Source organism: Rahnella sp. R3(2024), assembly GCF_042920125.1.
Taxonomy (GTDB): Bacteria; Pseudomonadota; Gammaproteobacteria; order Enterobacterales; family Enterobacteriaceae; genus Rahnella; species Rahnella rivi.
Genome location: NZ_JBHGBU010000001.1, coordinates 3,535,530 through 3,562,140 on the forward strand (window position 1 = coordinate 3,535,530; position 26,611 = coordinate 3,562,140).

27 protein-coding genes and 1 riboswitch are annotated in these 26,611 nt (G+C 55.7%); of the genes, 16 read left to right on the top strand and 11 right to left on the bottom strand.

Features of this window, described 5'->3' with window-relative positions; all coding sequences use genetic code 11:
• Positions 1-45: 45 nt before the first annotated feature.
• From ABSH60_RS15950 to ABSH60_RS15965, 4 genes are all read right to left on the bottom strand, one after another.
• A complete protein-coding gene (locus ABSH60_RS15950) occupies positions 46-1,326 on the bottom strand; it encodes a putative acyl-CoA thioester hydrolase (RefSeq protein ID WP_183846236.1) in 1,281 nt (426 codons plus the stop codon).
• 120 nt (positions 1,327-1,446) lie between these two features.
• Positions 1,447-1,929 carry a kinase inhibitor gene (locus ABSH60_RS15955; RefSeq protein ID WP_122095845.1) on the bottom strand — a complete coding sequence of 161 codons (483 nt, stop codon included), beginning with the start codon at positions 1,927-1,929 and terminating at the stop codon, positions 1,447-1,449.
• 37 nt (positions 1,930-1,966) lie between these two features.
• Entirely contained in the window at positions 1,967-2,662 is a 696-nt protein-coding gene (locus tag ABSH60_RS15960; RefSeq protein ID WP_390974731.1) for a DJ-1/PfpI family protein, read from the bottom strand.
• 27 nt (positions 2,663-2,689) lie between these two features.
• Positions 2,690-3,727 carry a zinc-binding dehydrogenase gene (locus ABSH60_RS15965; protein WP_390974733.1) on the bottom strand — a complete coding sequence of 346 codons (1,038 nt, stop codon included), beginning with the start codon at positions 3,725-3,727 and terminating at the stop codon, positions 2,690-2,692.
• Positions 3,728-3,998: 271 nt separating this feature from the next.
• Between ABSH60_RS15965 and aphA the strand changes: the two genes are divergently transcribed.
• Complete coding sequence (gene aphA, locus ABSH60_RS15970; RefSeq protein ID WP_390974735.1) at positions 3,999-4,712, top strand: acid phosphatase AphA; 714 nt, start codon at positions 3,999-4,001, stop codon at positions 4,710-4,712.
• 76 nt (positions 4,713-4,788) lie between these two features.
• Here the strand turns inward: aphA and ABSH60_RS15975 are convergent, their stop codons facing one another.
• Together ABSH60_RS15975 and ABSH60_RS15980 are read right to left on the bottom strand one after the other, a co-directional pair.
• The gene (locus tag ABSH60_RS15975; RefSeq protein WP_136376809.1) at positions 4,789-5,568 is read right to left on the bottom strand and encodes an ABC transporter substrate-binding protein; all 780 of its coding nucleotides are present in this window, start codon (positions 5,566-5,568) and stop codon (positions 4,789-4,791) included.
• A 41-nt stretch (positions 5,569-5,609) separates the two neighbouring features.
• Positions 5,610-6,764: a methionine aminotransferase gene (locus ABSH60_RS15980; protein WP_390974737.1), complete on the bottom strand. Its 1,155-nt coding sequence runs from the start codon at positions 6,762-6,764 to the stop codon at positions 5,610-5,612.
• 155 nt (positions 6,765-6,919) lie between these two features.
• Between ABSH60_RS15980 and ABSH60_RS15985 the strand changes: the two genes are divergently transcribed.
• A complete protein-coding gene (locus ABSH60_RS15985; protein WP_390974739.1) occupies positions 6,920-7,882 on the top strand; it encodes a LysR substrate-binding domain-containing protein in 963 nt (320 codons plus the stop codon).
• Between the two features lie 17 nt (positions 7,883-7,899).
• Here the strand turns inward: ABSH60_RS15985 and bioA are convergent, their stop codons facing one another.
• Positions 7,900-9,177, bottom strand: coding sequence for an adenosylmethionine--8-amino-7-oxononanoate transaminase (gene bioA, locus ABSH60_RS15990; protein WP_390974741.1), 1,278 nt, complete (start codon positions 9,175-9,177; stop codon positions 7,900-7,902).
• A gap of 137 nt (positions 9,178-9,314) precedes the next feature.
• On the opposite strand from bioA, the gene bioB reads away from it, so the two are divergent.
• The 4 genes from bioB (at position 9,315) to bioD (ending at position 13,047) form a co-directional block, all read left to right on the top strand.
• A complete protein-coding gene (bioB, locus tag ABSH60_RS15995; RefSeq protein ID WP_056771775.1) occupies positions 9,315-10,352 on the top strand; it encodes a biotin synthase BioB in 1,038 nt (345 codons plus the stop codon).
• A gap of 3 nt (positions 10,353-10,355) precedes the next feature.
• Positions 10,356-11,507 carry an 8-amino-7-oxononanoate synthase gene (gene bioF / locus ABSH60_RS16000; protein ID WP_390974743.1) on the top strand — a complete coding sequence of 384 codons (1,152 nt, stop codon included), beginning with the start codon at positions 10,356-10,358 and terminating at the stop codon, positions 11,505-11,507.
• On the top strand, positions 11,491-12,297 hold the full coding sequence (gene bioC, locus ABSH60_RS16005) for a malonyl-ACP O-methyltransferase BioC (RefSeq protein ID WP_056771782.1): 807 nt from the start codon (positions 11,491-11,493) through the stop codon (positions 12,295-12,297). The genes bioF and bioC overlap by 17 nt, the downstream gene beginning before the upstream one ends.
• A 63-nt stretch (positions 12,298-12,360) precedes the next feature.
• Entirely contained in the window at positions 12,361-13,047 is a 687-nt protein-coding gene (bioD, locus tag ABSH60_RS16010; protein WP_390974746.1) for a dethiobiotin synthase, read from the top strand.
• Positions 13,048-13,056: 9 nt separating this feature from the next.
• On the opposite strand, the gene ABSH60_RS16015 is transcribed toward bioD, so the two are convergent.
• Positions 13,057-13,767, bottom strand: a complete 711-nt coding sequence (locus ABSH60_RS16015; RefSeq protein WP_056771787.1) for an ABC transporter ATP-binding protein — start codon at positions 13,765-13,767, stop codon at positions 13,057-13,059.
• Positions 13,768-14,756: 989 nt separating this feature from the next.
• Between ABSH60_RS16015 and uvrB the strand changes: the two genes are divergently transcribed.
• From uvrB to ABSH60_RS16030, 3 genes are all read left to right on the top strand, one after another.
• On the top strand, positions 14,757-16,763 hold the full coding sequence (uvrB, locus tag ABSH60_RS16020) for an excinuclease ABC subunit UvrB (RefSeq protein WP_390974748.1): 2,007 nt from the start codon (positions 14,757-14,759) through the stop codon (positions 16,761-16,763).
• Positions 16,764-16,840: 77 nt separating this feature from the next.
• Entirely contained in the window at positions 16,841-17,209 is a 369-nt protein-coding gene (locus ABSH60_RS16025) for a VF530 family DNA-binding protein (RefSeq protein WP_056771793.1), read from the top strand.
• Between the two features lie 30 nt (positions 17,210-17,239).
• Positions 17,240-17,764 (top strand): isochorismatase family protein, encoded by a 525-nt coding sequence (locus ABSH60_RS16030; protein ID WP_390974750.1) that lies wholly within the window; start codon positions 17,240-17,242, stop codon positions 17,762-17,764.
• 81 nt (positions 17,765-17,845) lie between these two features.
• Here ABSH60_RS16030 and yvcK read toward each other — a convergent pair whose 3' ends face one another.
• A complete protein-coding gene (gene yvcK / locus ABSH60_RS16035) occupies positions 17,846-18,754 on the bottom strand; it encodes a uridine diphosphate-N-acetylglucosamine-binding protein YvcK (RefSeq protein ID WP_217204902.1) in 909 nt (302 codons plus the stop codon).
• A 252-nt stretch (positions 18,755-19,006) separates the two neighbouring features.
• Positions 19,007-19,162: riboswitch (molybdenum cofactor riboswitch) on the top strand.
• Here yvcK and moaA point away from each other — a divergent pair.
• The 6 genes from moaA to ABSH60_RS16065 all read left to right on the top strand — a co-directional run bounded on the left by moaA (position 19,153) and on the right by ABSH60_RS16065 (position 22,713).
• Positions 19,153-20,139 carry a GTP 3',8-cyclase MoaA gene (gene moaA, locus ABSH60_RS16040; RefSeq protein WP_390974753.1) on the top strand — a complete coding sequence of 329 codons (987 nt, stop codon included), beginning with the start codon at positions 19,153-19,155 and terminating at the stop codon, positions 20,137-20,139. (Overlaps the previous riboswitch by 10 nt.)
• A gap of 31 nt (positions 20,140-20,170) precedes the next feature.
• A complete protein-coding gene (moaB, locus tag ABSH60_RS16045; RefSeq protein WP_056778225.1) occupies positions 20,171-20,683 on the top strand; it encodes a molybdenum cofactor biosynthesis protein B in 513 nt (170 codons plus the stop codon).
• Positions 20,684-20,685: 2 nt separating this feature from the next.
• Positions 20,686-21,189: a cyclic pyranopterin monophosphate synthase MoaC gene (gene moaC, locus ABSH60_RS16050; RefSeq protein ID WP_056778229.1), complete on the top strand. Its 504-nt coding sequence runs from the start codon at positions 20,686-20,688 to the stop codon at positions 21,187-21,189.
• On the top strand, positions 21,186-21,431 hold the full coding sequence (gene moaD / locus ABSH60_RS16055; protein WP_056778232.1) for a molybdopterin synthase sulfur carrier subunit: 246 nt from the start codon (positions 21,186-21,188) through the stop codon (positions 21,429-21,431). The genes moaC and moaD overlap by 4 nt, the downstream gene beginning before the upstream one ends.
• A gap of 1 nt (position 21,432) precedes the next feature.
• Positions 21,433-21,885, top strand: a complete 453-nt coding sequence (gene moaE / locus ABSH60_RS16060) for a molybdopterin synthase catalytic subunit MoaE (RefSeq protein ID WP_122095833.1) — start codon at positions 21,433-21,435, stop codon at positions 21,883-21,885.
• Between the two features lie 117 nt (positions 21,886-22,002).
• Positions 22,003-22,713 carry a Bax inhibitor-1/YccA family protein gene (locus ABSH60_RS16065; protein ID WP_056778240.1) on the top strand — a complete coding sequence of 237 codons (711 nt, stop codon included), beginning with the start codon at positions 22,003-22,005 and terminating at the stop codon, positions 22,711-22,713.
• Positions 22,714-22,872: 159 nt separating this feature from the next.
• Here ABSH60_RS16065 and ABSH60_RS16070 read toward each other — a convergent pair whose 3' ends face one another.
• Positions 22,873-24,078 carry a multidrug efflux MFS transporter gene (locus ABSH60_RS16070; protein WP_122095832.1) on the bottom strand — a complete coding sequence of 402 codons (1,206 nt, stop codon included), beginning with the start codon at positions 24,076-24,078 and terminating at the stop codon, positions 22,873-22,875.
• A 375-nt stretch (positions 24,079-24,453) separates the two neighbouring features.
• On the opposite strand from ABSH60_RS16070, the gene rhlE reads away from it, so the two are divergent.
• On the top strand, positions 24,454-25,851 hold the full coding sequence (gene rhlE / locus ABSH60_RS16075) for an ATP-dependent RNA helicase RhlE (RefSeq protein ID WP_056778248.1): 1,398 nt from the start codon (positions 24,454-24,456) through the stop codon (positions 25,849-25,851).
• 79 nt (positions 25,852-25,930) lie between these two features.
• On the opposite strand, the gene ABSH60_RS16080 is transcribed toward rhlE, so the two are convergent.
• Positions 25,931-26,581, bottom strand: a complete 651-nt coding sequence (locus tag ABSH60_RS16080) for a metalloregulator ArsR/SmtB family transcription factor (protein WP_056778253.1) — start codon at positions 26,579-26,581, stop codon at positions 25,931-25,933.
• Positions 26,582-26,611: the final 30 nt, after the last annotated feature.

Here is a 26,611-nt window from a genome sequence, read left to right on the forward strand (position 1 = left end):
CCGCCGGAGGCAACCCCGGCGGTTTTTTCATCGCATCAGACTGAATTACTTCGCAGGCTGAGTCAGCACGTTGTTGTACTGCCACAGGCGGTTGAAGTTTGTGTCGTTCAGGTTGCGCTGCTGTTTTTCATCTTTCGGCACATTGCCCGCGAACGGACGGCCTGAGAATGCTGCTGCGCCCCAAGGGTTCATCTGGTCGTAGCTGTTGTCGAAGCTGCTGTCGCGGATAACCAGCTGGCTGCTGGCACCGTCCACATCCCACGCACGGCCCATTTTCGCTTTCGCTGCCTGCTCGAAACCACGGTCGCCGGTCAGATTACTGTCGATGACCAGGAAGCCATAAGGCGCATTGGCCGGAGTATTCGGGGCGAAGACAGACGCTTCTTTCACGCCACGGCTGCTGACGGTGTGGAATTCCACATGGTCAAACACCGCAAGGGCACGGCCAAACACGTAATCCACATCACCCACGATCAGGCTGTTGTGCACGTAAGCGCGGCTGTAACGGTTGTTGTCCGTTTCATTATGGATGTTGGCGGTATTGACCATATAGGTGTTCTGACGGCCAATCAGGCGCACGTTATCGATCACCACATTGTCGCCATCGGTGCGCAGCGCCACGGCGGAATGATCGCCTGCGTCAACGGTGTCGAGGGTGGCATTACCGATCGTCAGGTTTTGCAGTTGCAGGCCGTTGCTTTGTGACCAGACGGTGGCAGAACAGCCGGTGCCGATAGTGTCGGTGGTCAGCGTTGCGCAGTTTTTATACATGTAGAATGCACGATCGCCTGGCAGGAACTGGCCGTTAGGGCTGACGGTTGCACGGTAAGTTGCCGGTGTGCTGGCCGCTTCCAGACCCTGAGACAGGGTGACGTCAGAAGGGCTGGTGCCTGCACCGAATAAGGTGACTGGCGGAGAACCTGCCGGAATGTAAACCGCGCCGTTATAGGTGCCTGGCAGGATCTTGATGAAGATGCGTTCACCGTGGTTACGCACGGCCAGCGCTGCGTTCACCGCCAGCTGTACGTTAGTGTATGCCGCGCCGTCGGTACCCAATTGCGGGCCGACCACGAAGTCTGTTTTTACGCCATCCGTGCTGGCCAGTTTAGGGAACCAACCCTGTTTCTGAACCTGCAAAGAAGGGCCGCCAAAGGCCAGATAATTTTTTGTTGTGAAGTTGGCCGCTTCGTCCGCAGATAACACGGGCAGGGACGCGGTGCCCGGAGCAACCTGGCTCGATAAGCCTTCGTGGCTGCTGCTACATGCCGCCAGGAACAGGCTGGCTGACAACACAGCGCACGCGCGCGACAGGGTGGAAATATTCACTGTGACTGACTCCTTGATGAAGAACATTATTCTTTTTTTAAAAGTTGCGGTGAAAGCCGCAATAAAAAACGGTGGTCAGCAAAACTGACCACCTTTTCTGGTTCTTTTATACCACAGGAATCAGCTGTATATCACTGTCAGTGATGCTTTGCCGAGCGTATGGAAGTGCACGTTGAAACCGAGGTAGGCACCGCTGGCCTCTTCGTTGACGTCGAGGTGTTCCACATCGAGGGCATACACGGTGAAATGGTAGTGGTGATGCTCGCCCTGCGGAGGTGCTGCGCCGCCGTATCCGGCCTTGCCGAAGTCCGTACGGGTTTGCACGGCACCGGCAGGCAGACCGCCTTTGCCGGAACCTGCGCCCTGCGGCAACTCGCTGACGTCAGCCGGAATATTGGCGACGCCCCAGTGCCACCAACCGGATCCGGTAGGCGCGTCCGGGTCATAGCAGGTGATCACAAAACTTTTGGTGCCTTCCGGTGCGCCGGACCAGGCCAGATGCGGTGACAGATTGTCGCCGGTGTAGCCCATACCGTTGAAGACCTGCGTTTCCGGCATTTTCTCGCCGTCGCGCAGATCGTTACTGGTCAGTGTAAATGCCATAAAACCCTCATCTGATAGTGTGTCGTTGTTCGTCAGATTACTTGCCAGCCGCCTCAGCGCCCAGCATTTTCAACAATGCCTTAGCAACGGCGGTTGAAGAGGCCGGGTTCTGGCCGGTGATCAGTTTTCCGTCGGTCACGGCATAAGAATGCCAGTCGGCCGCTTTACTGTAATCCCCGCCATTTTTTTTCAGCTCATCTTCTACCAGGAACGGCACGATGTCGGTGAGGCCCACGCCATCTTCCTCGCTGTTACTGAACCCGGTGACGCGCTTGTCCTTCACCAGCGGCGTGCCGTCTTCCAGCAGAACATTGCGCAAAACGCCCGGCGCATGGCAGACGGTGGAAACCGGTTTGCCCGCTTTCCAGAATGCCTGAATTAACGCGATGGAATGCGCATCTTCTGCCAGATCCCACAACGGGCCGTGACCGCCCGGATAAAACACCGCATCAAAGTCTGCGGCGCTGACGTCGGCGAGTTTCACCGTCGTGGCCAGTGCGTGCTGCGCCTCTTTATCCTGCCGGAATCGGTCGGTGGTTTCTGTCTGGGCGTCCGGCTCATCGCTTTTCGGATCCAGCGGCGGCTGACCGCCTTTCGGTGAAGCCAGCGTCAGCGTGGCACCCGCATCCAGAAATTCATAATAAGGCGCGGTGAATTCTTCCAGCCAGAAACCGGTTCTCTTGCCGGTTTCGCCGAGTTTATCGTGCGATGTCAATACAATCAGTAATTTCATGTTACCTCCTGTGGACGTCAGCAGGGATTAATCCTGCCCGACACGGACAACCAGTTTGCCAAAGTTTTTCCCCTCAAGCAGCCCGAAGAATGCCTGCGGTGCGTTTTCCATTCCTTCCACGATATCCTCGCGGAACTTCACTTTACCGGCCTCAAACCATTCGCTCATTTGTGCCGCGAATTCATGATAACGGTGGCCGTAATCATCAAAAATAATGAAACCTTGCATACGAAGGCGTTTCTTAAGGATAGTCCCGGTCAGCAGCGACAGACGATCCTGCCCCTCATTCAGGCCGGTGGCGTTGTACTGTGAAACCAGCCCGCAGACCGGAATACGCGCTTTGGTGTTGAGCAGTGGCAGCACAGCATCAAACACCTCGCCGCCGACGTTTTCAAAGTACACGTCGATACCGTCCGGGCAGGCGGCTTTCAGGCGCTTATCCAGATCGGGTGCGCGGTGATCCAGACATTCGTCGAAACCGAAATGCTCAACCGCGTAACGACATTTCTCTTCACCCCCGGCGATACCGACTACGCGGCAGCCTTTGATCTTGCCGATCTGCCCGACCAGCGAACCGACCGGGCCGGTCGCCGCGGCCACAACCAGCGTTTCGCCTGGCTTAGGTTCGCCGATATCCAGCAGGCCCATAAAGGCGGTAAAGCCCGGCATACCCAGCACACCCAGCGCCAGTGAAGGTTGTTTCAGCGCGGCGGCTTCCAGTTTCTTCACGGTTTTGGCGTCTGTCACCGCGTAATCCTGCCAGCCGGTGCTGCCGACCACCAGATCGCCGGTTTTGAAATCCGGGCTGTGAGATTCGACCACGCGGGAAACGGCGCCGCCGGTCATCACTTCACCGATTTGCACGGGCGCAGCATAAGAAGGGGCATCGCTCATACGGCCGCGCATGTACGGGTCGAGTGAAAGCCACACGGTGCGCAGTAATAACTGACCGTCTTTGGCCTGCGGTAAAGGGGCTTTTTCGAGGCGGAAATTTTCGTCAACGGGTTTACCGTGAGGGCGTGAAGCCAGCACGATGCGGCGGTTTTCGGACTGTAATTGAGGCATACCTGTTCCTTTCCGTTTGCGTATAAGAGCGTTAAAAATTCAAACAATAGGGAATAAGTATAGGACGCGAAGTCATTTGCGCATAAAGCGGTTGATGCTGTACCTGGCTAAGTCAGACGATTCTGCATCAAAGTGTGATCATCATCTTTTCCTATGATACCCGCCGGGAAATCCCTTTGCCCGGGAGAGGTACACAGGTATGTTTGGTAAGATTTTTGACCAATTGCTCCATCTTATCTTCAAGATTAATAAGCATAAAAAAGGGATCACGATGCGTAAAACAACACTGGCACTCAGTGCCATTTGCCTGATGCTCAGCCTGAATCACTCTGCGGTTGCCAAAGAGTCCGCACCTGCGCCGCTGTATCCGGGCGTCAACGTGGCGCAACTTGCGCAGCAGTCGCCGGTACACTGGGTATCCGTTGCACAAATCGAAAACAGCCTGCAAGGGCGCGGGCCGGTGGCGGTCGGGTTTGATATTGATGATACGGTGCTGTTCTCTTCGCCGGGCTTTTATCGCGGGCAACTCGAGTTCTCGCCGGGCAAACAGGATTATCTGAAAAACCCGCAATTTTGGGAAAAGATGAACAACGGGTGGGATGAGTTCAGCATGCCGAAAGAAGTGGCGAAAGGCCTGATTGCCATGCACATCAAACGCGGTGACAGCATTTATTTCGTCACCGGCCGCAGCGAAACCAAAACCGAGACGGTCACCAAAACCTTGCAGGAAGATTTCCAGATCCCACAAGACAAAGTGAATCCGGTAATTTTCGCCGGTGATAAAGCCGGGCAGAACACCAAAACGCAGTGGCTGAAAGACAAGCAGATCAAGATTTTCTACGGCGATTCAGACAACGACATCACCGCAGCGCAAGCCGCAGGTGCCAGGGGCATCCGTGTTCTGCGTGCGTCTAACTCAAGCTATAAACCGCTGCCGCAAGCCGGCGCCTATGGCGAAGAAGTGGTGGTGAATTCGGAATACTGACGGGCAGTAAAGCCGCAACACAAAGCGCCTGCAGATAATGCCAGTTGATCATATCAACTGGCATTGGCTCGAAAATTTACTTCACGCTCACATCAATATCGCCGAAATATTTCTTCGACAGCGTTTGCACGGTGCCTTCCTGCTTCACTTTGGCGATGGCTTTGTCGAGTTTCTCTTTGGTGGCGGTATCACCTTTACGCAGACCGAATGCAATGCCGCTGCCGAGGATCTTATCGTCACGCACCGCGTCACCGACAAATCCGTAATCTTTTCCGTCCGGACGGGACAGGAAACCGGTCTGACCGGCAGGAGCCAGCACTAATGTGCCGTCAAGCCGGCCCGAGGAGAGATCCAGATAAACCTGGTTCTGATCCTGATATGACACCACATCCACGCCTTCAGGTGCCCAGTGCGCCTTCGCATAACTTTCCTGAATCGAACCCTGTAACACGCCGATGTGTTTCCCTTTCAGCGAGTCAACGACAGGCAGCAGGCCGGAGTCTTTTTTAGCGATCAGTTTGCTGGGTACGCGGTAAATGACGTCCGTGAAATCAATGGCCTGACGGCGTTTTTCGGTGACGTTCATTGCGGAGTTAATGGCGTCAAATTTTCGTGACTGCAGGGCGGCAATCAGGCCATCGAAAGAGGTGTCGTACCATTCGCATTTTACGCTGGCGGCAGCGCAGACGGCGTTGCCCAGATCGATATCAAAACCCTGTAATTCGCCGGTGGCGCTTTTAGATTCGAACGGCGGATATTGCGCTTCCAGGCCAAATTTCAGCGTGGAACCGTCAGCCAGTGCGGAGAAAGACGCCACGGCGCAACCTAACAGTAATGCGATTTTCAATTTTTTCATTATTCACAATTCCCCAGCGTGATGCAGATAAATACAAAGGCTCAGACGCGACACAGGCGGCGTGCGCCTTCATACAACGTGTCGTTATCTTTGGCGAAACTCAGGCGGATAAGCCCGGTGGGTTTGTTATTGCTGTAAAACGCCGACAGCGGAATCGTCGCAATCTGATGATCACGGATCAAACTCAGCACAAATTCGTCGTCGGAGAGCGGGCTGAAATGGCTAAAACGCGCCAGCATAAAGAAACTGCCACGGCTGGGCAGTAATTCAAAGCGGGATTCACTGAGCGCGTCAGCCAGTAAATCACGCTTTTGCTGATAGAAATCCGCCAGCCCGAGATAACTTTGCGGATCCGCCATCGCTTCGGCGAAGGCGACCTGCATCGGCGTGTCGGCGGAGAACATCATAAACTGATGCACTTTGCGGATTTCATTCATCAGTTCTTCAGGCGCCAGGCAGTAACCGACGCGCCAGCCGGTGACGTGATACGTTTTGCCGAACGACGACACAATGACGCTGCGCTCCGCCAGTTGCGGGTGGCAGGCCATGCTCTCGTGGCGTTCGCCATCAAACACCACGTGTTCGTAAACTTCATCGGACAAAATGATGATGTCGGTGTTTTCCGTCAGCGCGGTCAGGCGTTCAATGTCGAAATCGGAAAAGATGGCGCCGGTCGGGTTGTGCGGGCTGTTGATGATGATCATTCGCGTGCGGCTGTTGATTGCACTCGCCACCTGATCCCAGTCGATGCTGAAATCCTCCATCGACAGGCTGATAGCGACCGGTTTTGCCCCCTGCAATCGCACAATCGGCGCGTAACTGTCGAACGAAGGTTCGAAGTAAATCACCTCATCGCCCGGATGCACCAGCGCGCTGATGGCGGAGTAAAGCCCTTCGCTGGCGCTGGCCATGACCGTGACCTCCGCATCCGCGTCATACTGGCAGCCGTAAAGTGCCTCGACTTTCGCCGATAACGCATGGCGCAATGCCGACACGCCGCTCATCGGGGCATATTGGTTATGACCTTCACGCATGGCTTTGGTCACGCTGTCGATGAGCGACGGCTGACAGGAGAAATTCGGTGCACCCTGCGACAGATTAAGGGCATTGTGCTCGGCGCTCAGCTGACCAATCACCGTAAAAATGGTGGTGCCGACGTCCGGTAATTTTGACTGCGGTAACAGTGCGCTTTTCATGGCAGACTTCCCAAAAATTCAGGCCAGACGGCCATCAGTAGGTCAAAACAGGTGTTCAACGATTAAGCAACAGTTCCCCTGTGCCGACAATAGAAAATTTGTCATACTCGCTATGACTTTTCGTCATGGCTTATTGCGGTTTTAACGAGGTATGTGTGGCCCTTTCTCCTGAACTGTCGCATCTCAATGCGCTGAATTTACCCTCGCTCAATGTGCTGAAAACCTTTGCCGTCGTGGCGCAGACGCTGAATCTGACCCACGCCGCCACCTTACTGCACATCACGCAGGGCGCGGTCAGCCGTCAGATTACCGGGCTGGAAGTGGCGCTGGGCTATCCGTTATTTTTACGTCAGGCGCGCGGGTTAACGCTGACCCCGCGCGGCGCACAGCTGTTGCCACCGGTACAGCAGGCGCTGGCACTGATGGGGGATGCCCTGAAACGTGTCGGTTCTCATCCCGATACCTTACGCATCAAATGCCCGACCTGTTCCATGCGCTGGCTGCTGCCGCGGGTGATCCAGCTGCAAAACGACCGGCCTGATATGCGTATTGAGCTGACGGCGTCGATTGCTCACGGTGTAGATTTCAGCAATGAACATTTTGACGCGGCGGTCATTTTTGGCCGCCCGCCGGAGTCACCGCGCCGCGCACATCATCTGTTTGATGAAGTGCTGACGCCGGTGTGCACGCCAGATTTTTTACCGCGTCACAACGGGCGCACCGAAGTCGCCGATCTGGCCGATAAAACCCTGCTGCATCCGACACGCGATCGTCGCGACTGGCTGATGTGGCTGCGGGAAGAGGGGGTGAAGAGTTTGCCGTCAGGCAAATCTCAGCACTTTGATACGCTGGATCTGGCGATCAATTCGGCGTTACAGGGGTATGGCGTGGCGATCGGCGATCTGACGCTGATCGAAGATGATTTGCAGGCGGGCAGGGTGATAGCACCTTTCCCGCTGTGTGTCGCAAGCGGCGCAGCTTACACCCTGTTATATCCGGAAAATCCCACGCCCGCGCTGACCGTGGCGATAGAGTTTCTGACAGAAGAAGCGCGGCTCAGCCGTGAGAAACTGAGCGCGCTGCTTTCCACCTCTCATCGCCTGGTCAGCGCTTTGTAGCGTTGCTTTCGCAGGCGTTAATACAGCGCCGCCAGCGCACCGGCAATCGCGCCGGTAAGCCGGGTCAGTTCGGCGGATGAGATGATGTAAGGCGGCATCAGATAAATCAGTTTGCCAAACGGACGGATCCACACGCCTTCGGCCACGAAGTGTTTTTGCAACTGCGCCATGTTCACCGGCTGATGCATCTCCACGACGCCGATCGCGCCAAGTACGCGCACATCCGCCACCGCCGGGTGTTCAGCCAGCGGCTGCAATTCGGCACTCAGTTGTTTTTCAATGCTGAATACCTGCGCCTGCCAGCGGTTTTCCGACAACAAGTGCAGGCTCGCATTGGCGACCGCGCAGGCCAGCGGGTTGCCCATAAACGTCGGGCCATGCATAAAGCATCCGGCCTCGCCGTTACTGATCACCTCGGCCACATGACGGGTCGTCAGCGTGGCGGAAAGCGTCATGTAACCGCCGGTCAGGGCTTTGCCGAGACACAAAATGTCCGGCGAAATCCCCGCGTGATCGCAGGCAAACAGCTTGCCGGTGCGGCCAAATCCGGTAGCGATTTCATCGGCAATCAGCAGCACGCCGTATTCATCGCACAAGTGGCGCACGCGTTTGAGATACAGAGGATGATAAATCCGCATCCCGCCTGCGCCCTGTACCACCGGCTCTAAAATGACCGCCGCGATCTTGCGGTGACTCTCTTGCAGCATTCTGGCGAACGGTGCGATATCCGCCTCGTCCCACTCCCCGCCAAAACGGCTTTGTGGCGCATCGGCAAACAGATGCTGCGGCAGGTATCCCTGATACAAACTGTGCATCGAATTTTGCGGATCGCACACTGACATCGCGCCAAACGTATCGCCATGATAGCCGTTACGCAGCGTCAGCAAGGTCTGGCGTTTTTCACCGCGCGCCTGCCAGTATTGCATCGCCATTTTCAGCGCCACTTCGACCGCCACAGAACCGGAATCCGCCAGAAACACGCATTCCAGCCCGGCCGGAGTCATCTCAACCAGGCGGCGCGACAGCGCCACCGCCGAAGGATGGGTGATCCCGCCAAACATCACGTGGGACATTTTGCCGATTTGTTCGATCGCCGCCTGATTCAGCTGCGGGTGATTATAACCGTGGATCGCCGCCCACCAGGACGACATGCCGTCCACCAGCTCGCGGCCATCGGCGAGATGCAACATGACGCCCGAGGCAGATTCGACCGGATAGGCAGGCAGCGGTTTGGTCATAGACGTATAAGGATGCCAGATGTGGCGCTGGTCGAACTCGAGATCGGCGGGGTTCATAAAAGAGTCCTGCGGTGAATAAGTTGTAAACTAAAAAATATAATTATCGTTGACCGTAAACTAAAACGAATCGAGAATGGTTGACAGTATACCGACCATAAAAACGTTCACGAAACATTTATTTTGGAGTTGTCGCGATGACCACCCGCACCCAATGGACGCTTGAGAAGACTCAGGCACTGTTTAACAAACCTTTTCTGGAGCTGATGTTTGAAGCTCAGCAGATCCACCGTCAGCACTTTGATCCGCGCCAGGTGCAGGTCAGCACTTTGCTGTCGATCAAAACCGGTGCCTGCCCGGAAGACTGTAAATATTGCCCGCAGAGTTCCCGTTACAAAACCGGGCTGGAATCAGAGCGTCTGATGGAAGTCGAGCAGGTGCTGGAATCGGCGCGTCAGGCGAAAGCCGCCGGTTCCACCCGATTCTGCATGGGCGCCGCGTGGAAAAACCCGCACGACCGCGATATGCCTTACCTTGAGCAAATGGTGCAGGGCGTGAAAGAGATGGGGATGGAAACCTGCATGACGCTCGGATCGCTCAATACCACGCAGGCGCAACGTCTGGCGCACGCCGGGCTCGATTTCTACAACCATAACCTGGATACCTCGCCGGAATTTTACGGCAGCATCATCACCACCCGCAGTTATCAGGAACGTCTGGACACGCTGGCGGAAGTGCGCGGTGCGGGCATTAAAGTCTGTTCCGGCGGGATTGTGGGTTTGGGTGAAACGGTGAAAGACCGGGCCGGTTTGCTGATGCAGCTGGCGAACCTGCCGGTGCCACCGGAAAGCGTCCCGATCAACATGCTGGTGAAGGTCAAAGGCACGCCGCTGGCGGATAACGACGACGTCGATCCGTTCGATTTTATCCGTACCATTGCTATCGCGCGCATCATGATGCCGCAATCTTACGTGCGCCTTTCCGCAGGCCGTGAACAGATGAGCGAGCAGACGCAGGCGATGTGCTTTATGGCCGGTGCCAACTCCATCTTCTATGGCTGCAAATTGCTGACCACGCCAAACCCGGCGGAAGACAAAGATTTAATTCTGTTTGGCAAACTGGGGCTGAACCCGCAGACCTTCGAAACCGAGATGGGCGATAACCAGCAGCAGGCCGCGCTGGCTGAACAGCTGGTTCATGCGGATACGCCACAGTTTTATAACGCTGCCGTCTGATTCATGAGCTGGCAAACGCGGATCGACGCCGCGATTTTGGCCCGTCAGCAGGCCGCCGCTTTCCGAGTGCGGCAGCCAAACCGGGGCGGCAGCGCGCGCTATCTGACGCAGGGCGACCGCCGCTATCTGAACTTCTCAGGTAATGATTATCTGGGGCTGAGTCAGGACGCTGAGGTGATCGCCGCCTGGCAGCAGGGCGCGGCGAAATATGGCGTCGGCAGTGGCGGTTCCGGGCACGTCACCGGCTACAGCGATGCGCACGCAGAGTTTGAGCAGCAGCTGGCAGCCTGGCAGGGCTATCCGCGCGCGCTGCTGTTCATCTCCGGTTTTGCTGCCAACCAGGCGATTCTGGCGGCGCTGATGCAAAGTGAGGATCGCGTGCTGGCCGACAAACTCAGCCATGCTTCCTTGCTGGAAGCTGCTGCCCATGCGCCTTCGCAGCTGCGTCGTTTTCATCACAATCAGCCGGGATCCTTACAGCGCTTGCTGGAAAAACCGGTGATCGGGGAAACGCTGGTGGTGACCGAAGGCGTGTTCAGCATGGACGGCGATGCCGCACCGCTGGCAGATCTGCATAAGCTGTCCCAGGCGCACGGCAGCTGGATGATGGTCGATGATGCGCACGGGGTGGGCGTTATCGGCGAGGCAGGGCGGGGAAGTTGCTGGCAGCAGGGCATTCGCCCGGAACTGCTGGTGGTGACCTTCGGTAAAGCGTTCGGCTGCAGCGGGGCGGCGGTATTGTGTGATGATGCGACCGCAGATTACCTGTTGCAGTTCGCCCGTCATCTGATTTACAGCACCGCAATGCCCGCCGCACAGGTGTGTGCGTTACAGGCATCGCTGGCGCGGATCCAGCAAGACGACGGCCTGCGTGATAAACTGGCCGCCAATATTGCCCGTTTTCGTTCAGGTGCCGCCGGATTGCCTTATAAGCTGACCGGCTCGCAGACCGCGATCCAGCCCGTTATTGTGGGCGAAAATCAGCCCGCGCTGGATCTGGCCGCCAGGCTGCGCGAGCGCGGGTTGTGGGTCAGCGCCATCCGTCCACCGACGGTACCGCCGGGCAGTGCGCGGTTGCGTATCACGCTGACGGCGGCGCACGGGCCTGAAGATATCGATTTTTTGCTGGAGTCCCTTCATGGGTGCAGTCACTGAATTAGTGAATAAACAAGCGGTGGCCGACGCGTTCAGTCGTGCCGCCATCAGTTATGAAAACGCCGCACAACTGCAGCGTGACGTGGGGGAGGAATTGCTGTCTCTCGCCGCGCCTTATCTGAAAATGTACGGTCTGGACGGGACAGGGAATACCGTCGTGGATGCAGGCTGCGGCACCGGTTATTTCAGCCGCTTCTGGAAAGCGCAGGGGCAAAATGTCATTGCGCTGGATCTCTCCGAAGGCATGTTAAACCGCGCCAGGGAACTGGATTCGGCTCAACAGTATGTGCCAGGCGATATCGAGCGACTGCCGTTTGCGGATAACTCCGTCGATATCTGTTTCAGCAATCTGGCCGTGCAGTGGTGCAATGCATTGCCCCGTGCGCTGGAAGAGATGCACCGCGTGACGCGCAACGGCGGGCTGGTGCTGTTTTCGACGCTGGCGGAAGGTTCGCTCAATGAGCTGGCCGCTGCCTGGATGAAAGTAGACGGACGTCGTCACGTGAACAAATTTCTCACGCCGGACAAAATTGCCGAGGCCTGCGCGCCGTATCGCCATGAAGTCACCTTCAGCGATCACATTGCAGAATTCCCGGACGTGATGTCGCTGATGCGCTCACTGAAAGGCATCGGCGCGACGCACATTAAAAATGGCCGCATCGGCGGGCTGGGTGGCCGGGAGCGCCTGCAATTGCTGGAAAAACACTACGTTCGCCGCGACGGCATACTGCCCCTCAACTACCGGCTGGTCTACGGCATTTTGCAGGTCGAAGAACTGATCCCACGCTGATCAACTCCTCCCCTGTGAAGGGGAGAGAGCTAAACCCACATCAGATTTTTAGCAGAATAAATCATGACAAAATACTTCATCACCGGTACCGACACTGAAGTCGGTAAAACCGTCGCGACTACCGCATTTTTACAGGCCGCAGCGCGTGCCGGACACACCACCGCCGGGTACAAACCGGTGGCCTCTGGCAGTGAAATGACGCCGGAAGGACCGCGCAACAGTGACGCGCTGGCGCTGCAGGCGTTCAGCACTGTGGGTTTACGTTATGACGAAGTGAATCCGTGCACCTTTATCGAACCGACCTCGCCGCACATCGTCAGCGAACTTGAAAAGCGTCCGATCGATCCGGCGGTGTTATCGCAAGGGTTGCGTCACCTCGAACCGCTGGCAGACTGGGTGGTGGTGGAAGGCGCAGGCGGCTGGTTTACGCCGCTCACCGCCAGTTACACCTTTGCCGACTGGGTGAAGGCTGAACAGTTACCGGTCGTGCTGGTGGTCGGTATGCGCCTGGGGTGTATCAACCATGCCGTGCTGACCGCGCAGGCCATCGCACACAGCGGTTTACAGCTTGCGGGATGGATAGCCAACGATATACAGGAAACGGGGAAACATCATCAGGCGTATATCGATACGCTTACGCGTATGCTGCCTGCGCCACTGCTGGGCGAGATCCCGTACCTGTTAACCGGGCCTGACGGCAATCTGGGGCAATATCTCGATCTGACCCGCCTCGGCCACACTGAGCCTTAAAACCGGCTGTCAGAAGGTCAGATAGTCTTTGACCAGCGTATCGTCGAGCTGTGCCAGCGTGCCCTGCGCGACGTTACGCCCGCCATCAACCAGACAGAACCGGTCAGCGACGGTGCGGATAAAGGGCAGCTTATGGCCCACCAGCAGCAGCGTCAGGCCGAGATCACGGTTAAGGCGGTGAATGATATTCCCCATATTCGCTGCCATCGCCGCGCTGGTGTGCTCGGTCGGCTCGTCGAGGATCAGCAGTTCCGGCTGCTGAACCAGCGCGCGGCTGATCGCCAGTTGCTGTTGCTGGCTCTCATCGAGCTCTCCCGCCTTGCGCGCTCCCATCTCCTTAAGTACCGGAAACAGGTCGTACACCTGCTCAGGCACGCGACGCGTCTTATTCCGGCTGGACATCATGGCAATTTGCAGATTTTCATCGACGCTCATCTGCGAAAAAATCTGCCGCCCCTGCGGCACGTAGCCAATGCCCATCTGCGCCCGGCTTTCTACCGGCAAATTCAGCAAACTTTGCGGTTCTTCATTGGCTGATTGCCAGAAAATCGCGCCGCTTTTCACCGGCAGATGCCCCATGATGCAGTTGATCAGCGTGGTTTTCCCCACGCCGTTTCTGCCGATAAGCCCGGTACATTGCCCGCGATAAAGCTCGAGATTGATATCCCAGAGAATGTGTTTTTGACCGTAATACTGATTAACTGATTTTACACTTAACATCAGACCTCCCTCGCTCACGGAGCTTTCCGCTGAACATCACTTTGACGGCCACTGTCATTTTTCTGACATTTTTATTCCACTGTTTGCACCTTACGCAGCGGAATGCTTCATAAAATCTCTCACAGCAGGGAATTTGCAACTCTCAGGCCAAGTTTCTTGTGGTGACAATAAAAAGAGAAGTTACCGGGCTGTTAACGCGGCAGCGGGCAGGGATTTCGGATTATTCATAAGCGTTGCTCAGGTTTTGATGTGGTTCACAGTGCATATGGAGAATAGCGCTGCACTTTGCCAGTGCCGATTCACTGATTTTGGTGCAAGAGGGTGGGGCATATTTTGTTCAGCCGTCCTTCAGAGTTGGGGTTTTGGTTTTTGCAAGAAACTTACGCCCTGAAATTCAGTCAAAATAGGCATAAATAAGGTGATAAAAAAGATAAAAAATAACTAAAAAAGACCACTCAGGGGTCCCGGATGCCTAAATGATGTTTTTTACTAACTCCCGCTGTATGCGGCGCGCTGTGACTTATCCACTATTCCTGTGGATAACCTTGTGCATGAGAGTGAGAAAAGATGCTACAGGCGAGACGGGACGCGGGTTGCGCTCGGTTTGCCCGTATTCGCAGCTTTTTCATGAAGTGATTTATTATCAACAGGTTAGTTAAAAGCAATACGGTCACAATTCTGTCGTCTTCACTGTGTCAGTTTTCGTCAACCTGTTGTCAGTAAGTTATCAGATGATAAATTTTGGGGATAAATGTCATCTGATGGTGAAAAGAAGGGATTGTCATCACCTAAAAAAGTGCAGGTAAGGCAACCGGTTAAGGCTTGTGTGAAGAATAGTCATTGGAGGCTGGTTTTATATACAGTATTATAGCGGCGGTAAAAATCAAGAGTGGCAAAAAGCGCGGAGTCTTCCATACTCATTCACCGCCCACGGTCTTGTTCTTTTAGAATGGTCTTGTGCGTTTTCTTCTTCAGTCAGGTAGCCCGTCATGAGTAAAGTGTTCAAACTGCATTCCGAATTTAAACCATCAGGCGATCAGCCCGACGCGATACGTCGTCTCGAAGAGGGGCTGGAGAACGGCCTGGCCCATCAGACGCTGCTCGGTGTAACCGGCTCCGGCAAAACCTTTACCGTGGCGAATGTGATCGCCGATCTGAACCGCCCGACGATGGTGCTGGCGCCCAACAAAACGCTGGCCGCACAGCTCTACGGCGAAATGAAAGAGTTCTTCCCGGACAACGCCGTCGAATATTTTGTCTCTTACTACGATTACTACCAGCCCGAGGCGTATGTCCCGAGCTCTGACACTTTTATCGAAAAAGATGCCTCGGTAAACGAACACATTGAGCAGATGCGTCTTTCGGCCACGAAAGCACTGCTGGAGCGTCGCGACGTGATCGTGGTGGCGTCAGTGTCGGCGATTTATGGTCTGGGCGATCCGGATCTGTATCTCAAAATGATGCTGCATCTGACCAAGGGCATGATTATCGATCAGCGCTCTATCCTGCGCCGTCTGGCCAAACTGCAATACGCCCGCAACGACCAGGCGTTTCAGCGCAGTACCTTCCGCGTGCGCGGCGAAGTGATTGACGTCTTCCCGGCGGAGTCAGACGATCTGGCGGTGCGCATTGAGCTGTTTGATCAGGAAGTTGAACGGCTGTCGCTGTTTGATCCGCTGACCGGTCAGGTTCAGCATGAAGTGCCGCGTTTCACCATCTACCCTAAAACGCACTACGTGACGCCACGCGAGCGTATCGTGCAGGCGATGGAAGACATCAAAATCGAACTGGCCGACCGGCGTAAAGTGCTGCTGGATAACAACAAGCTGCTGGAAGAGCAACGTATCAGCCAGCGCACGCAGTTTGATCTCGAAATGATGAATGAACTGGGCTATTGCTCCGGTATCGAAAACTACTCGCGCTATCTTTCTGGCCGCGGGCCGGGCGAGCCGCCACCGACGCTGTTTGACTATCTGCCCGCCGATGGCCTGCTGATTGTCGATGAGTCCCACGTCACCATTCCGCAAATCGGCGGCATGTACAAAGGCGACCGTTCGCGTAAAGAAACTCTGGTGGAATACGGATTCCGTCTGCCGTCCGCGCTGGATAACCGCCCGATGCGCTTTGAGGAATTCGAAGCCGCCGCTCCGCAAAGTATCTACGTCTCGGCGACGCCGGGCACCTATGAGATGGAAAAATCCGGTGGCGATGTGGTGGAACAGGTGGTGCGTCCGACCGGTCTGCTCGACCCGCTGATTGAAGTGCGCCCTGTAACGACTCAGGTTGATGACCTGCTGTCTGAAATTCGCAAACGTGTTGCCATCAATGAGCGTGTGCTGGTCACTACGCTGACCAAACGGATGGCGGAGGATTTGACTGAGTATCTGGAAGAACACGGCGAGAAGGTGCGTTACCTGCACTCTGACATCGATACCGTGGAGCGCGTGGAGATCATCCGCGACCTGCGTCTCGGCGAATTTGATGTGCTGGTCGGCATCAACTTACTGCGTGAAGGGCTGGATATGCCGGAAGTGTCGCTGGTGGCGATCCTCGATGCGGACAAAGAAGGCTTCCTGCGTTCAGAGCGCTCGCTTATCCAGACCATTGGTCGCGCAGCGCGTAACCTCAACGGCAAAGCCATTTTGTACGGCGACCGCATCACCAAATCGATGGCAAAAGCTATCGAAGAAACAGAGCGACGCCGCGCCAAACAGGAGCAGTACAACCTGGAAAACGGCATCACGCCGATGGGCCTGAACAAAAAGATTTCCGACATTCTGCAACTCGGTCAGCCAAAGACCAAAAAGAACAAAGACAAGCGGGATGCCGAAGCGGCGCAAACCTTCAAGTCACTTACGCCAAAAGCGCTGGAGCAGCGCATCAAAGAGCTGGAAAGCAAGATGTATGCGCATGCCCAGAATCTGGAGTTCGAAGAGGCAGCCAATACGCGCGACGAACTGCATGCCCTGCGCGAACAGTTTATCGCCGTTTCGTAAACTCCGCCGCGCGCAGTGCCGGCAACAAACAAAAGTGCTAGACTGCGCGCCCTGAATTTTGTTGAGTGAGCTTGCTGATGACTGATACACCACAAAACCCCGGTGCGGCGAAAGACCCGTTGCACGGCGTCACGCTGGAAAAACTGCTGACAACGCTGGTGGATAACTTCGGCTGGCCGGCGCTGGCTTCGCAGGTGAATATCAACTGCTTTAAAAGCGACCCAAGTGTCAAATCCAGCCTGAAATTCCTGCGTCGTACCCCCTGGGCGCGCAAGGAAGTCGAAACGCTGTATCTGGATTTTATCGAAGGCCACCTGCGTCCGGACATGACCCGCAGCAAACGCCGCACACCACTGTCGGCACAGGCGCCGCAAAAACCTAAAGTCAGTACCGCCAGCCCGGCGGCTGACAGCCCGTGGAATAACCATCCGCTGGTGAAAAAGTAATTCAGGTTTTTCTTTTGAGGGGGAAGGATTGTGGCAGAGCAAAATGTACTGATTGTCGTGGACATGCAAAATGGCGTTTTTGCCTCTGAACGTATGGATCGTGCCGGACGTGTTGCGCAGATTAACCGTCTGATTGACCAGGCCGGTCGCGTTATCTTTATCCAGCACGCTGAAGGCGACATGAGCGAAGGCAGTGCGCTGTGGGATCTGCTGCCGGAACTGCATCACCCGGATGACGCGATTTCCGTAACCAAGACAGCCTGCGACTCGTTTTACCGCACCGGGCTGGAGGCGGTTCTCAACGACCTGCAGGCCACGGGCTTTACGGTGTGCGGTTGCGCGACCGATTATTGCGTTGATACCACCATCAAAGTCGCGGCCAGCAAAGGCTATGCGGTTACCGTCGCTTCGGATGCCCACACTACCGGCGACCGGACGCACGTGACGGCGAAGCAACTGATCGCCCAGCACAATGAGGTGTGGCAGGAACTGTCGGTACCGGGCAATCCGGTGACGGTGAAAACCACGGCGCAGATCCTCGCAGACTGGCAGTAACGCATTCCCTCGGTTCTGATATGACTCTGATATGACAAAGGCCGCATTGCGCGGCCTTTGTGTTTTTGATGGGGCTGGGTTTTATTGCATCTTTTGCAGCGCTTCTTCCAGCGCCATTCGCAGCATTTCGCGATCATGGCGATACGGAATATCGCTGGCTTCCAGCGGGCTTTGAATAACCAGATGCTCAGTGGCGCAGTGGCCTACCTGCACTTTGGGTCCGACAATCGCGGCATCGGCGCGGCGGCCAATACGTTTCTCAATCATCTCCAGTTTATCGTCAAGTGTCAGGGATGCGGCGGCGACGCTCAGTTCTTTGCCCAGATTACCGATATACACAATGTGCGCACGGCTGCGGCGCAGGGCAGAGGTGAGATCGTTCATCAGTAACAGCGGCATCAGACTGGTGTAAAAACTGCCCGGCCCGATCAGGATCAGATTGGCTTCGGCAATCGCCAGTAATGCTTCACGCGTGGCCGGAACCTGCGGTTCAAGGCGCAATTCGCGCGGTGTCTGCTTGAGTTTATCAACATTCACCTCGCCATGAACCGTTTCACCGTCGGCGTCGATGGCCGTCAGATCCACCGGATGCTCTGACATCGGGATCAGCTCCGCATCGACTTTAAGCAGGCTGCGCACCAGATTGATGGCTTCCAGCGGGCGCACGGTGAGATGATCCAGCGCGCGCAGCATCAGGTTGCCGAGATTGTGGCCGTCCAGCTCGCCCTGACCGCTGAAGCGGTATTCAAACATCGCCGATGCCAGGCTCGGTTCAGTGATCAGCTGATTCAGACAATTGCGCATGTCGCCCCAGGCGATACCGCCCACCGAGCGGCGGATACGGCCTGTCGACCCGCCGTTATCCGTGGTGGTCACGATGCCCGTCAGGCGTGGCCCAAGGGCGGAAAGCGAAGACATCACGCGGCCAAGCCCGTGGCCTCCGCCTAATGCCACCACCCGGTCGAGATCGGCTAAAGTTCTGTTGCGCATAATTTCCTTCTGAAGCGGGTGAGGGAGTCTGTTTCCTGCTGCGGATTTTACATAATTTTGCAACAAGATGTTATCACTTCACCGTTGTCTCACTGTATTCAAAAACCAGTGCTTTTGGCGTTGAAAATGCGGCTTTTTGCAGTGAAAAAACGTTATATATCAAAATACATAACGAAAAACCATCTTGGTGATCCGGACTTTGCGGCGTTAGAATATGCGCCGTTACCCGAGTTCATGGCTTCTGCAAAGAATGCAATGAATCAACTCCTAGCCTTTGTTCCTAAGTTGCTTTCTGACGATTTTCCCACAGAAACAATATGGTGCGCTGGCCGTGACGAACGTCACCAGGGTGCATGGCAGAAATGCCCGCATCTCCCGTATTTGGAAAGGTGTTTAAGGTGCTTCAACTTACTGATGCTTTTGCCCGCAAGTTTTATTACTTGCGGCTGTCGATCACCGACGTGTGCAATTTTCGTTGCACCTACTGTCTGCCGGACGGTTACAAGCCGCACGGACACAGCAATAAAAGTTTTCTCTCGCTCGATGAAATCCGTCGGGTCAGCCGCGCGTTCGCTAATCTGGGAACGGAAAAAGTGCGCCTGACCGGTGGCGAACCGTCGCTGCGCCGCGACTTCTGCGAAATCATTGGCGCCGTGCGCGAAAACCCCTCGATCAAAACCCTTGCGGTGACCACTAACGGTTATCGCATGGCGCGTGACATCAGCAAATGGCGTGATGCCGGGCTGACCAACATCAACGTGAGCGTTGACAGCCTCGATGCCCGCCAGTTTCACGCGATCACCGGCCAGGATAAATTCCGCGAGGTGATGGACGGCATTGACGCTGCCTTTGATGCCGGTTTCAGCAAGGTGAAAGTCAATACCGTGCTGATGCGCGATGTCAATCACGCCAGCCTCGGCACCTTCCTCGACTGGATAAAAAACCGCCCGATTCAGCTGCGTTTCATTGAACTGATGGAAACCGGCGACGGCGGAGATTTATTCCGTAAACACCACGTCTCCGGCGAAGTGCTGCGCGAGCAACTGGTGCGTCAGGGCTGGCAGTTACAGATCCGCTCCCGCAGCGACGGCCCTGCGCAGGTCTTCAGCCACCCGGATTACCTCGGCGAAATCGGTCTGATCATGCCGTATGAAAAAGACTTCTGCGCCAGCTGTAACCGCCTGCGCGTATCTGCCACCGGCAATCTGCATTTGTGTCTGTTCGGCGAGCAGGGTATTGCGCTGCGCGATTTACTGGCCGACGACATGCAGCAGGACGACCTGATGGACCGCATTCAGGGCGGCCTCAGCCGTAAAAAACAGACTCACTTCCTGCATGAAGGCAATACCGGCATTACCCAGAATCTGTCGTTTATCGGCGGCTGAATCCGGTACTAATCGTTTAAGGAGCAAACTGATGAGCAAAGCCAGTAAAGATTTTTTGCCTTTATCTGTGGCGATCATGACGGTGTCTGACCGCCGCACCGACGCTGAAGACACTTCCGGGCATTACCTGAAAGAAGCCGTGACCGAAAGCGGTCACCACGTCGTCGCACAGCACATCGTCAAAGAGAACATTTACAGCATCCGCGCGGTGGTTTCCGCATGGATTGCGGATGAAAAAACCCAGGCGATTCTGATCAACGGCGGTACCGGTTTTAATGCCGGAAATAACACCCCGGAAGCGCTGAAACCGCTGTTTGACCGCGAAATCGAAGGCTTCGGCGAGCTGTTCCGCATGGTGTCATTCGAAGATATCGGCACCTCGACCATTCAGTCACGGGCCATTGCGGGCATCGCCAATCAGACCGTGATTTTCGCCATGCCGGGCTCCACCCGCGCCTGCCAGACTGCCTGGGATAACATCATTGAAGCCCAGCTCGACGCCCGTCAGGGCCCGTGCAATTTCACTCCACATTTGAAGAAATAAGCATGTCAGAACTCACACACATTAACGCTTCCGGCGACGCCCATATGGTGGATGTCTCCGGTAAAGCGGAAACCGTTCGCGAAGCCCGCGCGGAAGCCTTTGTTGAGATGGCGGAAAGCACGCTGGCGATGATCATCAGCGGCAATCACCATAAAGGTGACGTGTTCGCCACGGCGCGTATCGCCGGCATTCAGGCGGCAAAAAAAACCTGGGATCTGATCCCGCTGTGTCATCCGCTGTTGCTGACCAAAGTAGAAGTGAATCTGGAAGCACAGCCGGAACATAACCGCGTGCGCATCGAATCCCGCTGCCGCCTGAGCGGTAAAACCGGCGTGGAAATGGAAGCGCTGACGGCGGCTTCTGTGGCCGCGCTGACCATCTATGACATGTGTAAAGCGGTTCAGAAAGACATGGTCATCGGCCCGATCCGCCTGCTGGAAAAAACCGGCGGCAAATCCGGGGACTTTAAGGCGGAAACTCAGGCAGAAGGTAAGGCGGAGCTATGATCGACATTTTATTTTTCGCTCAGGTGCGCGAACTGATCGGCACTTCTGCGCTGCAACTGCCGGCGGAATTTCCGACCGTGAATGATTTACGTCAGTCACTTGCCGGGCGGGACGACCGCTGGGCGCTGGCGCTGGAATCGGGAAAACTGCTGGTGGCGGTCAATCAGACGCTGACTGACATGGCGCATCCGCTGAAAGCCGGTGATGAAGTGGCATTCTTCCCGCCGGTGACCGGAGGCTGAGATGGATCAGACCAAAATTATCGTCGATGCAGCCCGGTTTAACGTCGGCGACGAGTACAACTGGCTGGCGCAATCTGACGCAGATGGCGCCGTGGTGACCTTTACCGGCAAAGTGCGCAATCACAATCTGGGTAATCACGTCAGCGCGTTAACGCTGGAGCATTACCCTGGCATGACCGAAAAAGCGCTGGCTGAGATTGTCGCCGAAGCCCGCAGCCGCTGGCCGCTGCAACGGGTGTCTGTTTATCACCGCATCGGCCCGATGTTTCCGGGCGATGAAATCGTGTTCGTCGGCGTGACCAGCGCGCATCGCAGTATGGCGTTTGAAGCCACTGAATTTATTATGGATCATCTGAAAACGCGTGCGCCATTCTGGAAGCGTGAAGCAACGGAAGAGGGCGACCGCTGGGTGGATGCCCGTGACAGTGATAAAGACGCTGCCGCGCGCTGGTAAATCGCGCCTCAACCGCATGCAGACCGTCCATGCTTTTCTGTCTATCTGTGATACGCTTTAAAAATCGGGAGGCTGATTCAGCCTCATTTTCGTCCTCCATGCAAAAGGGTAATCATCATGGATCGATATCCACGCAGTAACGGTTCAATTGTTGAACGCGCGAATACCGGCATTCAGGCTTATATGGCGCAAGTCTATGGCTGGATGTTCTGTGGTTTGCTGCTGACCGCATTTGTGGCCTGGTATGCTTCCGGTTCTGAAAAAATAATGAGTTTTGTTTTCTCAAGCCAGATTACTTTCTTCGGTCTGATCATCGCGCAGCTGGCGCTGGTCTTCGTGATTTCCGGCATGGTGAATCGCCTGAGCGGCACGGTCGCGACCGGCCTGTTCATGCTGTATTCGGCGCTGACCGGCCTGACGCTTTCCAGTATTTTCCTGGTTTACACCGGTGACTCGATTTTCGGCACCTTCATCGTGGCAGCCGGGATGTTCGGTGCGATGAGTGCGTACGGTTACGTGACTAAGCGCGACCTGACCGGTATCGGCAGCATGTTGTTTATGGCGCTGATTGGTCTGGTTCTGGCGTCACTGGTGAACATGTGGCTGAAAAGCTCTGGCCTTGCCAACATCATCTCTTACGCCGGTGTGCTGATCTTCGTGGGCCTGACCGCCTATGACACCCAGAAGCTGAAAAATATGGGCGCGCAGCTGTCCGCAGACGACCGCGATAACTTCCGCAAATATTCGATCGTTGGCGCGTTGACGCTGTATCTGGATTTCATCAACCTGTTCCTGATGCTGCTGCGTATTTTCGGCAACCGTCGTTAAGGTTTTTGATTGAAATGACAAGGGACACTGAGAAGTGTCCCTTTTTTTATGCCGATGGCCTTGGCCTGGGCGGCTTTGAACACTTTTAGAAAGGTGAAAATTTTTAAATCAACAAGTCCCCCTCTTTCCCAATGACCCAACCCGCCCCGGATACCCCGGTTAGGGTATTCTGATCCGCCCCGTCGGTACCTGCCGAAAACTCCACCACACCTGAACCGTATTAAACAGCACCAGAATCGCTGTGACGATAAACACCCAGCGGAATCCGAGCAGCGCCGAGGCGCTCGAACCAATCAGCGGGCCTATGACATTGCCGAGGTACATGAACGACTGGTTGTAACCGAATATCCGGCCTGTCACCTGATCGCTGCTGTATTTCACCAGCAACGCCTGCACGGCGGGCATCAGTGCGCCATCGCCGAAACCCAGCATGAAACGCAGGATGCCCAGCTGCGTCGGCGTATTAATCAGCGCCATCAGACAAAACAGAATGAAACAAAAGACCAGGGCGGCGATCAGAATACGGTGCGCGCCGATGCGGTCGCCGAGCTTGCCGAGCTTAGGTGCGGCCATCAGGGCGGAAACGCCCGGCACGGCGGCAATCACGCCGCTGATAAAGGCGATATTACTGGTGTCTGAGGAGAGTTCGCGGATAAACAGGGTAAGGATCGGGCTGATGGACCCGTTGGCTAACTGGATCATCATGGTGGTCACGAACAGGCTGACAATCAGCCACGGATAGGGCAGCGTGGTGAAGACGGCTTTGCCGCTGAGCCGGTTGGCTTTGGTGACCGGTACCACGCGCTCTTTAATCAAAAACAGCGTGATTAGGAAACTGATAAACAGCATGCCGCTGGTGACGAAAAACACCGTGCGCAAACCGAGATGGTCCGCCATAAAACCGCCCAGCAACGGGCCGATAATCACCCCGGAAACCTGACCGGTTGACAGTGTTCCCAGCGCCCAGCCACTTTTATCGCGTGGCACCTGCGAGGCGACCAGCGCCATGGCGTTGGGAATGTAGCCGGACGTCAGCCCCATCAGCGTGCGCAAGATGAACAACTGCCAGACGTTGGTGGCGAAACCCTGCAACATCATCACGATAGCCATGCCGAGCGCCGCACGCAGCAGCATCAGCTTGCGGCCTTTGCGGTCGGCAAGGCTGCCCCATAACGGCGCGACAATCGCCGAAACCAGAAAGGTTCCGCTAAAGACCAGACCCGACCATAAACTCAGGGATTCGTGGGAAGTGACGCCCAGCTGTTCGATATAAAGCGGTAAAAAAGGCAGGATTTGACTCATCGCCATGCCGGTGAAAAAACACCCCAGCCAGACGGAGATTAAATTTATTTTCCAGGTTTCCATGGTGCTGCGGTGCGGCCTTAAGCAGAGAAAGGGAACTCTCAGCAGCATAGCAAGCTAATCCCCACTGCGGAGTTCAAAAAGTGGGAACGTATTGATAAGGTGAATAATTGATTATCCTGTATCAAAGTTTCTGGATATATCGGTAGAAAATCCGGTCACATAATTTCACCTGCGTCTGTGACTGACATCACTGGTTACAGCCAAAAGGAGATTATTTCACGCGAAGCGGCGTTCTGTGCTATTATCGCCCCAACTGGCGCACTGCAGTTTGTGCCGAATCCTCGTGGTAATGCCTCATTTGCCTCGTCTGATCATCCACTCTTGAAACTGCACCGAACCCCGTTCGGGTTAGAGTGGACTGGAGCTTTTCCTTATATGTCATTTGATTCCCTCGGCTTAAGTGCCGAAATTTTGCGTGCTGTTGAAGAACAGGGCTATCGCGAACCTACGCCTATCCAGCGTCAGGCTATTCCTGTTGTGTTGCAGGGTCGTGACCTGATGGCCAGCGCGCAGACCGGTACCGGTAAAACCGCTGGTTTTACTCTGCCGCTGCTGAATATGCTGAGCCATACCAATGCGCAATTCAAAGGACGTCGCCCGGTTCGTGCGCTGATCCTGACCCCGACCCGTGAACTCGCGGCACAGATCGGTGAAAACGTCCAGGCTTACAGCAAATACCTGACCTTGCGTTCGATGGTGGTATTTGGTGGTGTGAGCATCAACCCGCAGATGCTGAAACTGCGCGGTGGTGTGGATGTGCTGATCGCAACGCCGGGCCGTTTACTGGATCTGGAACATCAGCGTGCTGTTGATTTATCTCAGGTTGAAATTCTGGTGCTCGATGAAGCCGACCGCATGCTGGACATGGGCTTTATTCACGACATCCGTCGCGTGCTGGCCAAACTGCCTGCCAAGCGTCAGAACCTGCTGTTCTCCGCCACTTTCTCTGATGAGATCAAAGGGCTGGCGAGCAAACTGCTGACCAACCCGGCCTCTGTCGAAGTGGCACGCCGTAATACCGCGTCAGAACAAATTGATCAAACGGTTCACTTTGTTGATAAGAAACGCAAAAGAGAACTGCTGTCACAGATGATCGGCGAAGGCGACTGGAAACAGGTGCTGGTGTTCAACCGTACTAAACACGGTGCTAACCATCTGGCCGAACAGCTGAATAAAGACGGCATCACTGCCGCAGCGATTCACGGCAACAAAAGTCAGGGCGCCCGTACCCGCGCACTGGCCGATTTCAAAGCCGGCTCAGTACGCGTACTGGTTGCGACGGATATCGCGGCACGTGGCCTGGATATCGATATGCTGCCGCACGTCGTGAACTATGAACTGCCAAACGTACCGGAAGATTACGTTCACCGTATCGGCCGTACAGGCCGTGCAGAAGCCACCGGTGAAGCGGTGTCTCTGGTGTGCGTAGACGAACATAAACTGCTGCGTGACATCGAGCGTCTGCTCAAGCGTGAAATTCCGCGTGTCGCACTGCCAGGTTATGAACCAGACCCAAGCATCAAAGCTGAGCCGATCATCAATGGTCGTCAGGGCAGTGGTGGTGGCGGCGGTCGTGGCGCACCACGTCAGGGCCAGCGTCCGGGCGCACCGCGCTCCGGTGCTCCACGTTCTGGCGCTCCGCGTCCGGGCGGCAGCAGCGCGCGCAGCGGTACTTCTGAAAACCGTGGCTCCGGTGAAAACCGTCCGGCCCGTGCGCGTCCTGCACATGCAGGCCAGCGTCGCAGCGGTCCTGCGGGCAGCGGCAACAAGTAACGCTCCCCGACAGTCCGATGCTAAACCGCCTTCCATGAAGGCGGTTTTTTTTTGCCTGTTTTTCGTTAAGCCTGTGCCGTCAGGGGGTGATCACATACGCACAACGGCGTGCACCCTGCAAAATATGCTCGGTGCGTTCGACGCTGGCGCAAAGCACGTTGCTGAATACGTCACGTTCGGCCCGGCAGAATCCCTGACAGGTCGCGGCCGCGGCACAAATCGGACAGTGGTTTTCGACAAACAGGTAACTGCCGTCATCCTGCAGCGTCCAGTCCGCCATATACCCTTCGCGGGTGCGGATCTCCGTCAGCCTTTGCAGTCTTTCCTCCAGTGAATTCGCCCCGTTCATCGCCAGCTGGTAATTATCCTGCGTCAGGTTTTCCCGTGAGGTGATCAACTGATCCAGCGCAGAATCACCCAAAGAAGTGCGGATAAGCTGTAACAGTTGTACAGTCAGATCGGCGTGTGCATCGGGGAAATGTGCATGTCCCTGTGCGGTAAGTTGCCAGAACTGTGCCGGACGCCCGACGCCCTGCGAGACAGATTTGGCTTCCACCAGACCTTCTTTCGCCAGTTTGACAAACTGCTGCCTCGCCGCTTCGCCGCTGGTGCCTAAAAGATGACCGGCGTCGCTGGCCTGTAATTCCCCGCGGGTTTTGAGCAACGTCAGGATGCGTTCAGCCACGCTGTGCCTGACCAGATTGTTATTTTCCAAGTCACTGCTTGACATATTACCTCGCCGGGTTCTAGATTACGTAAA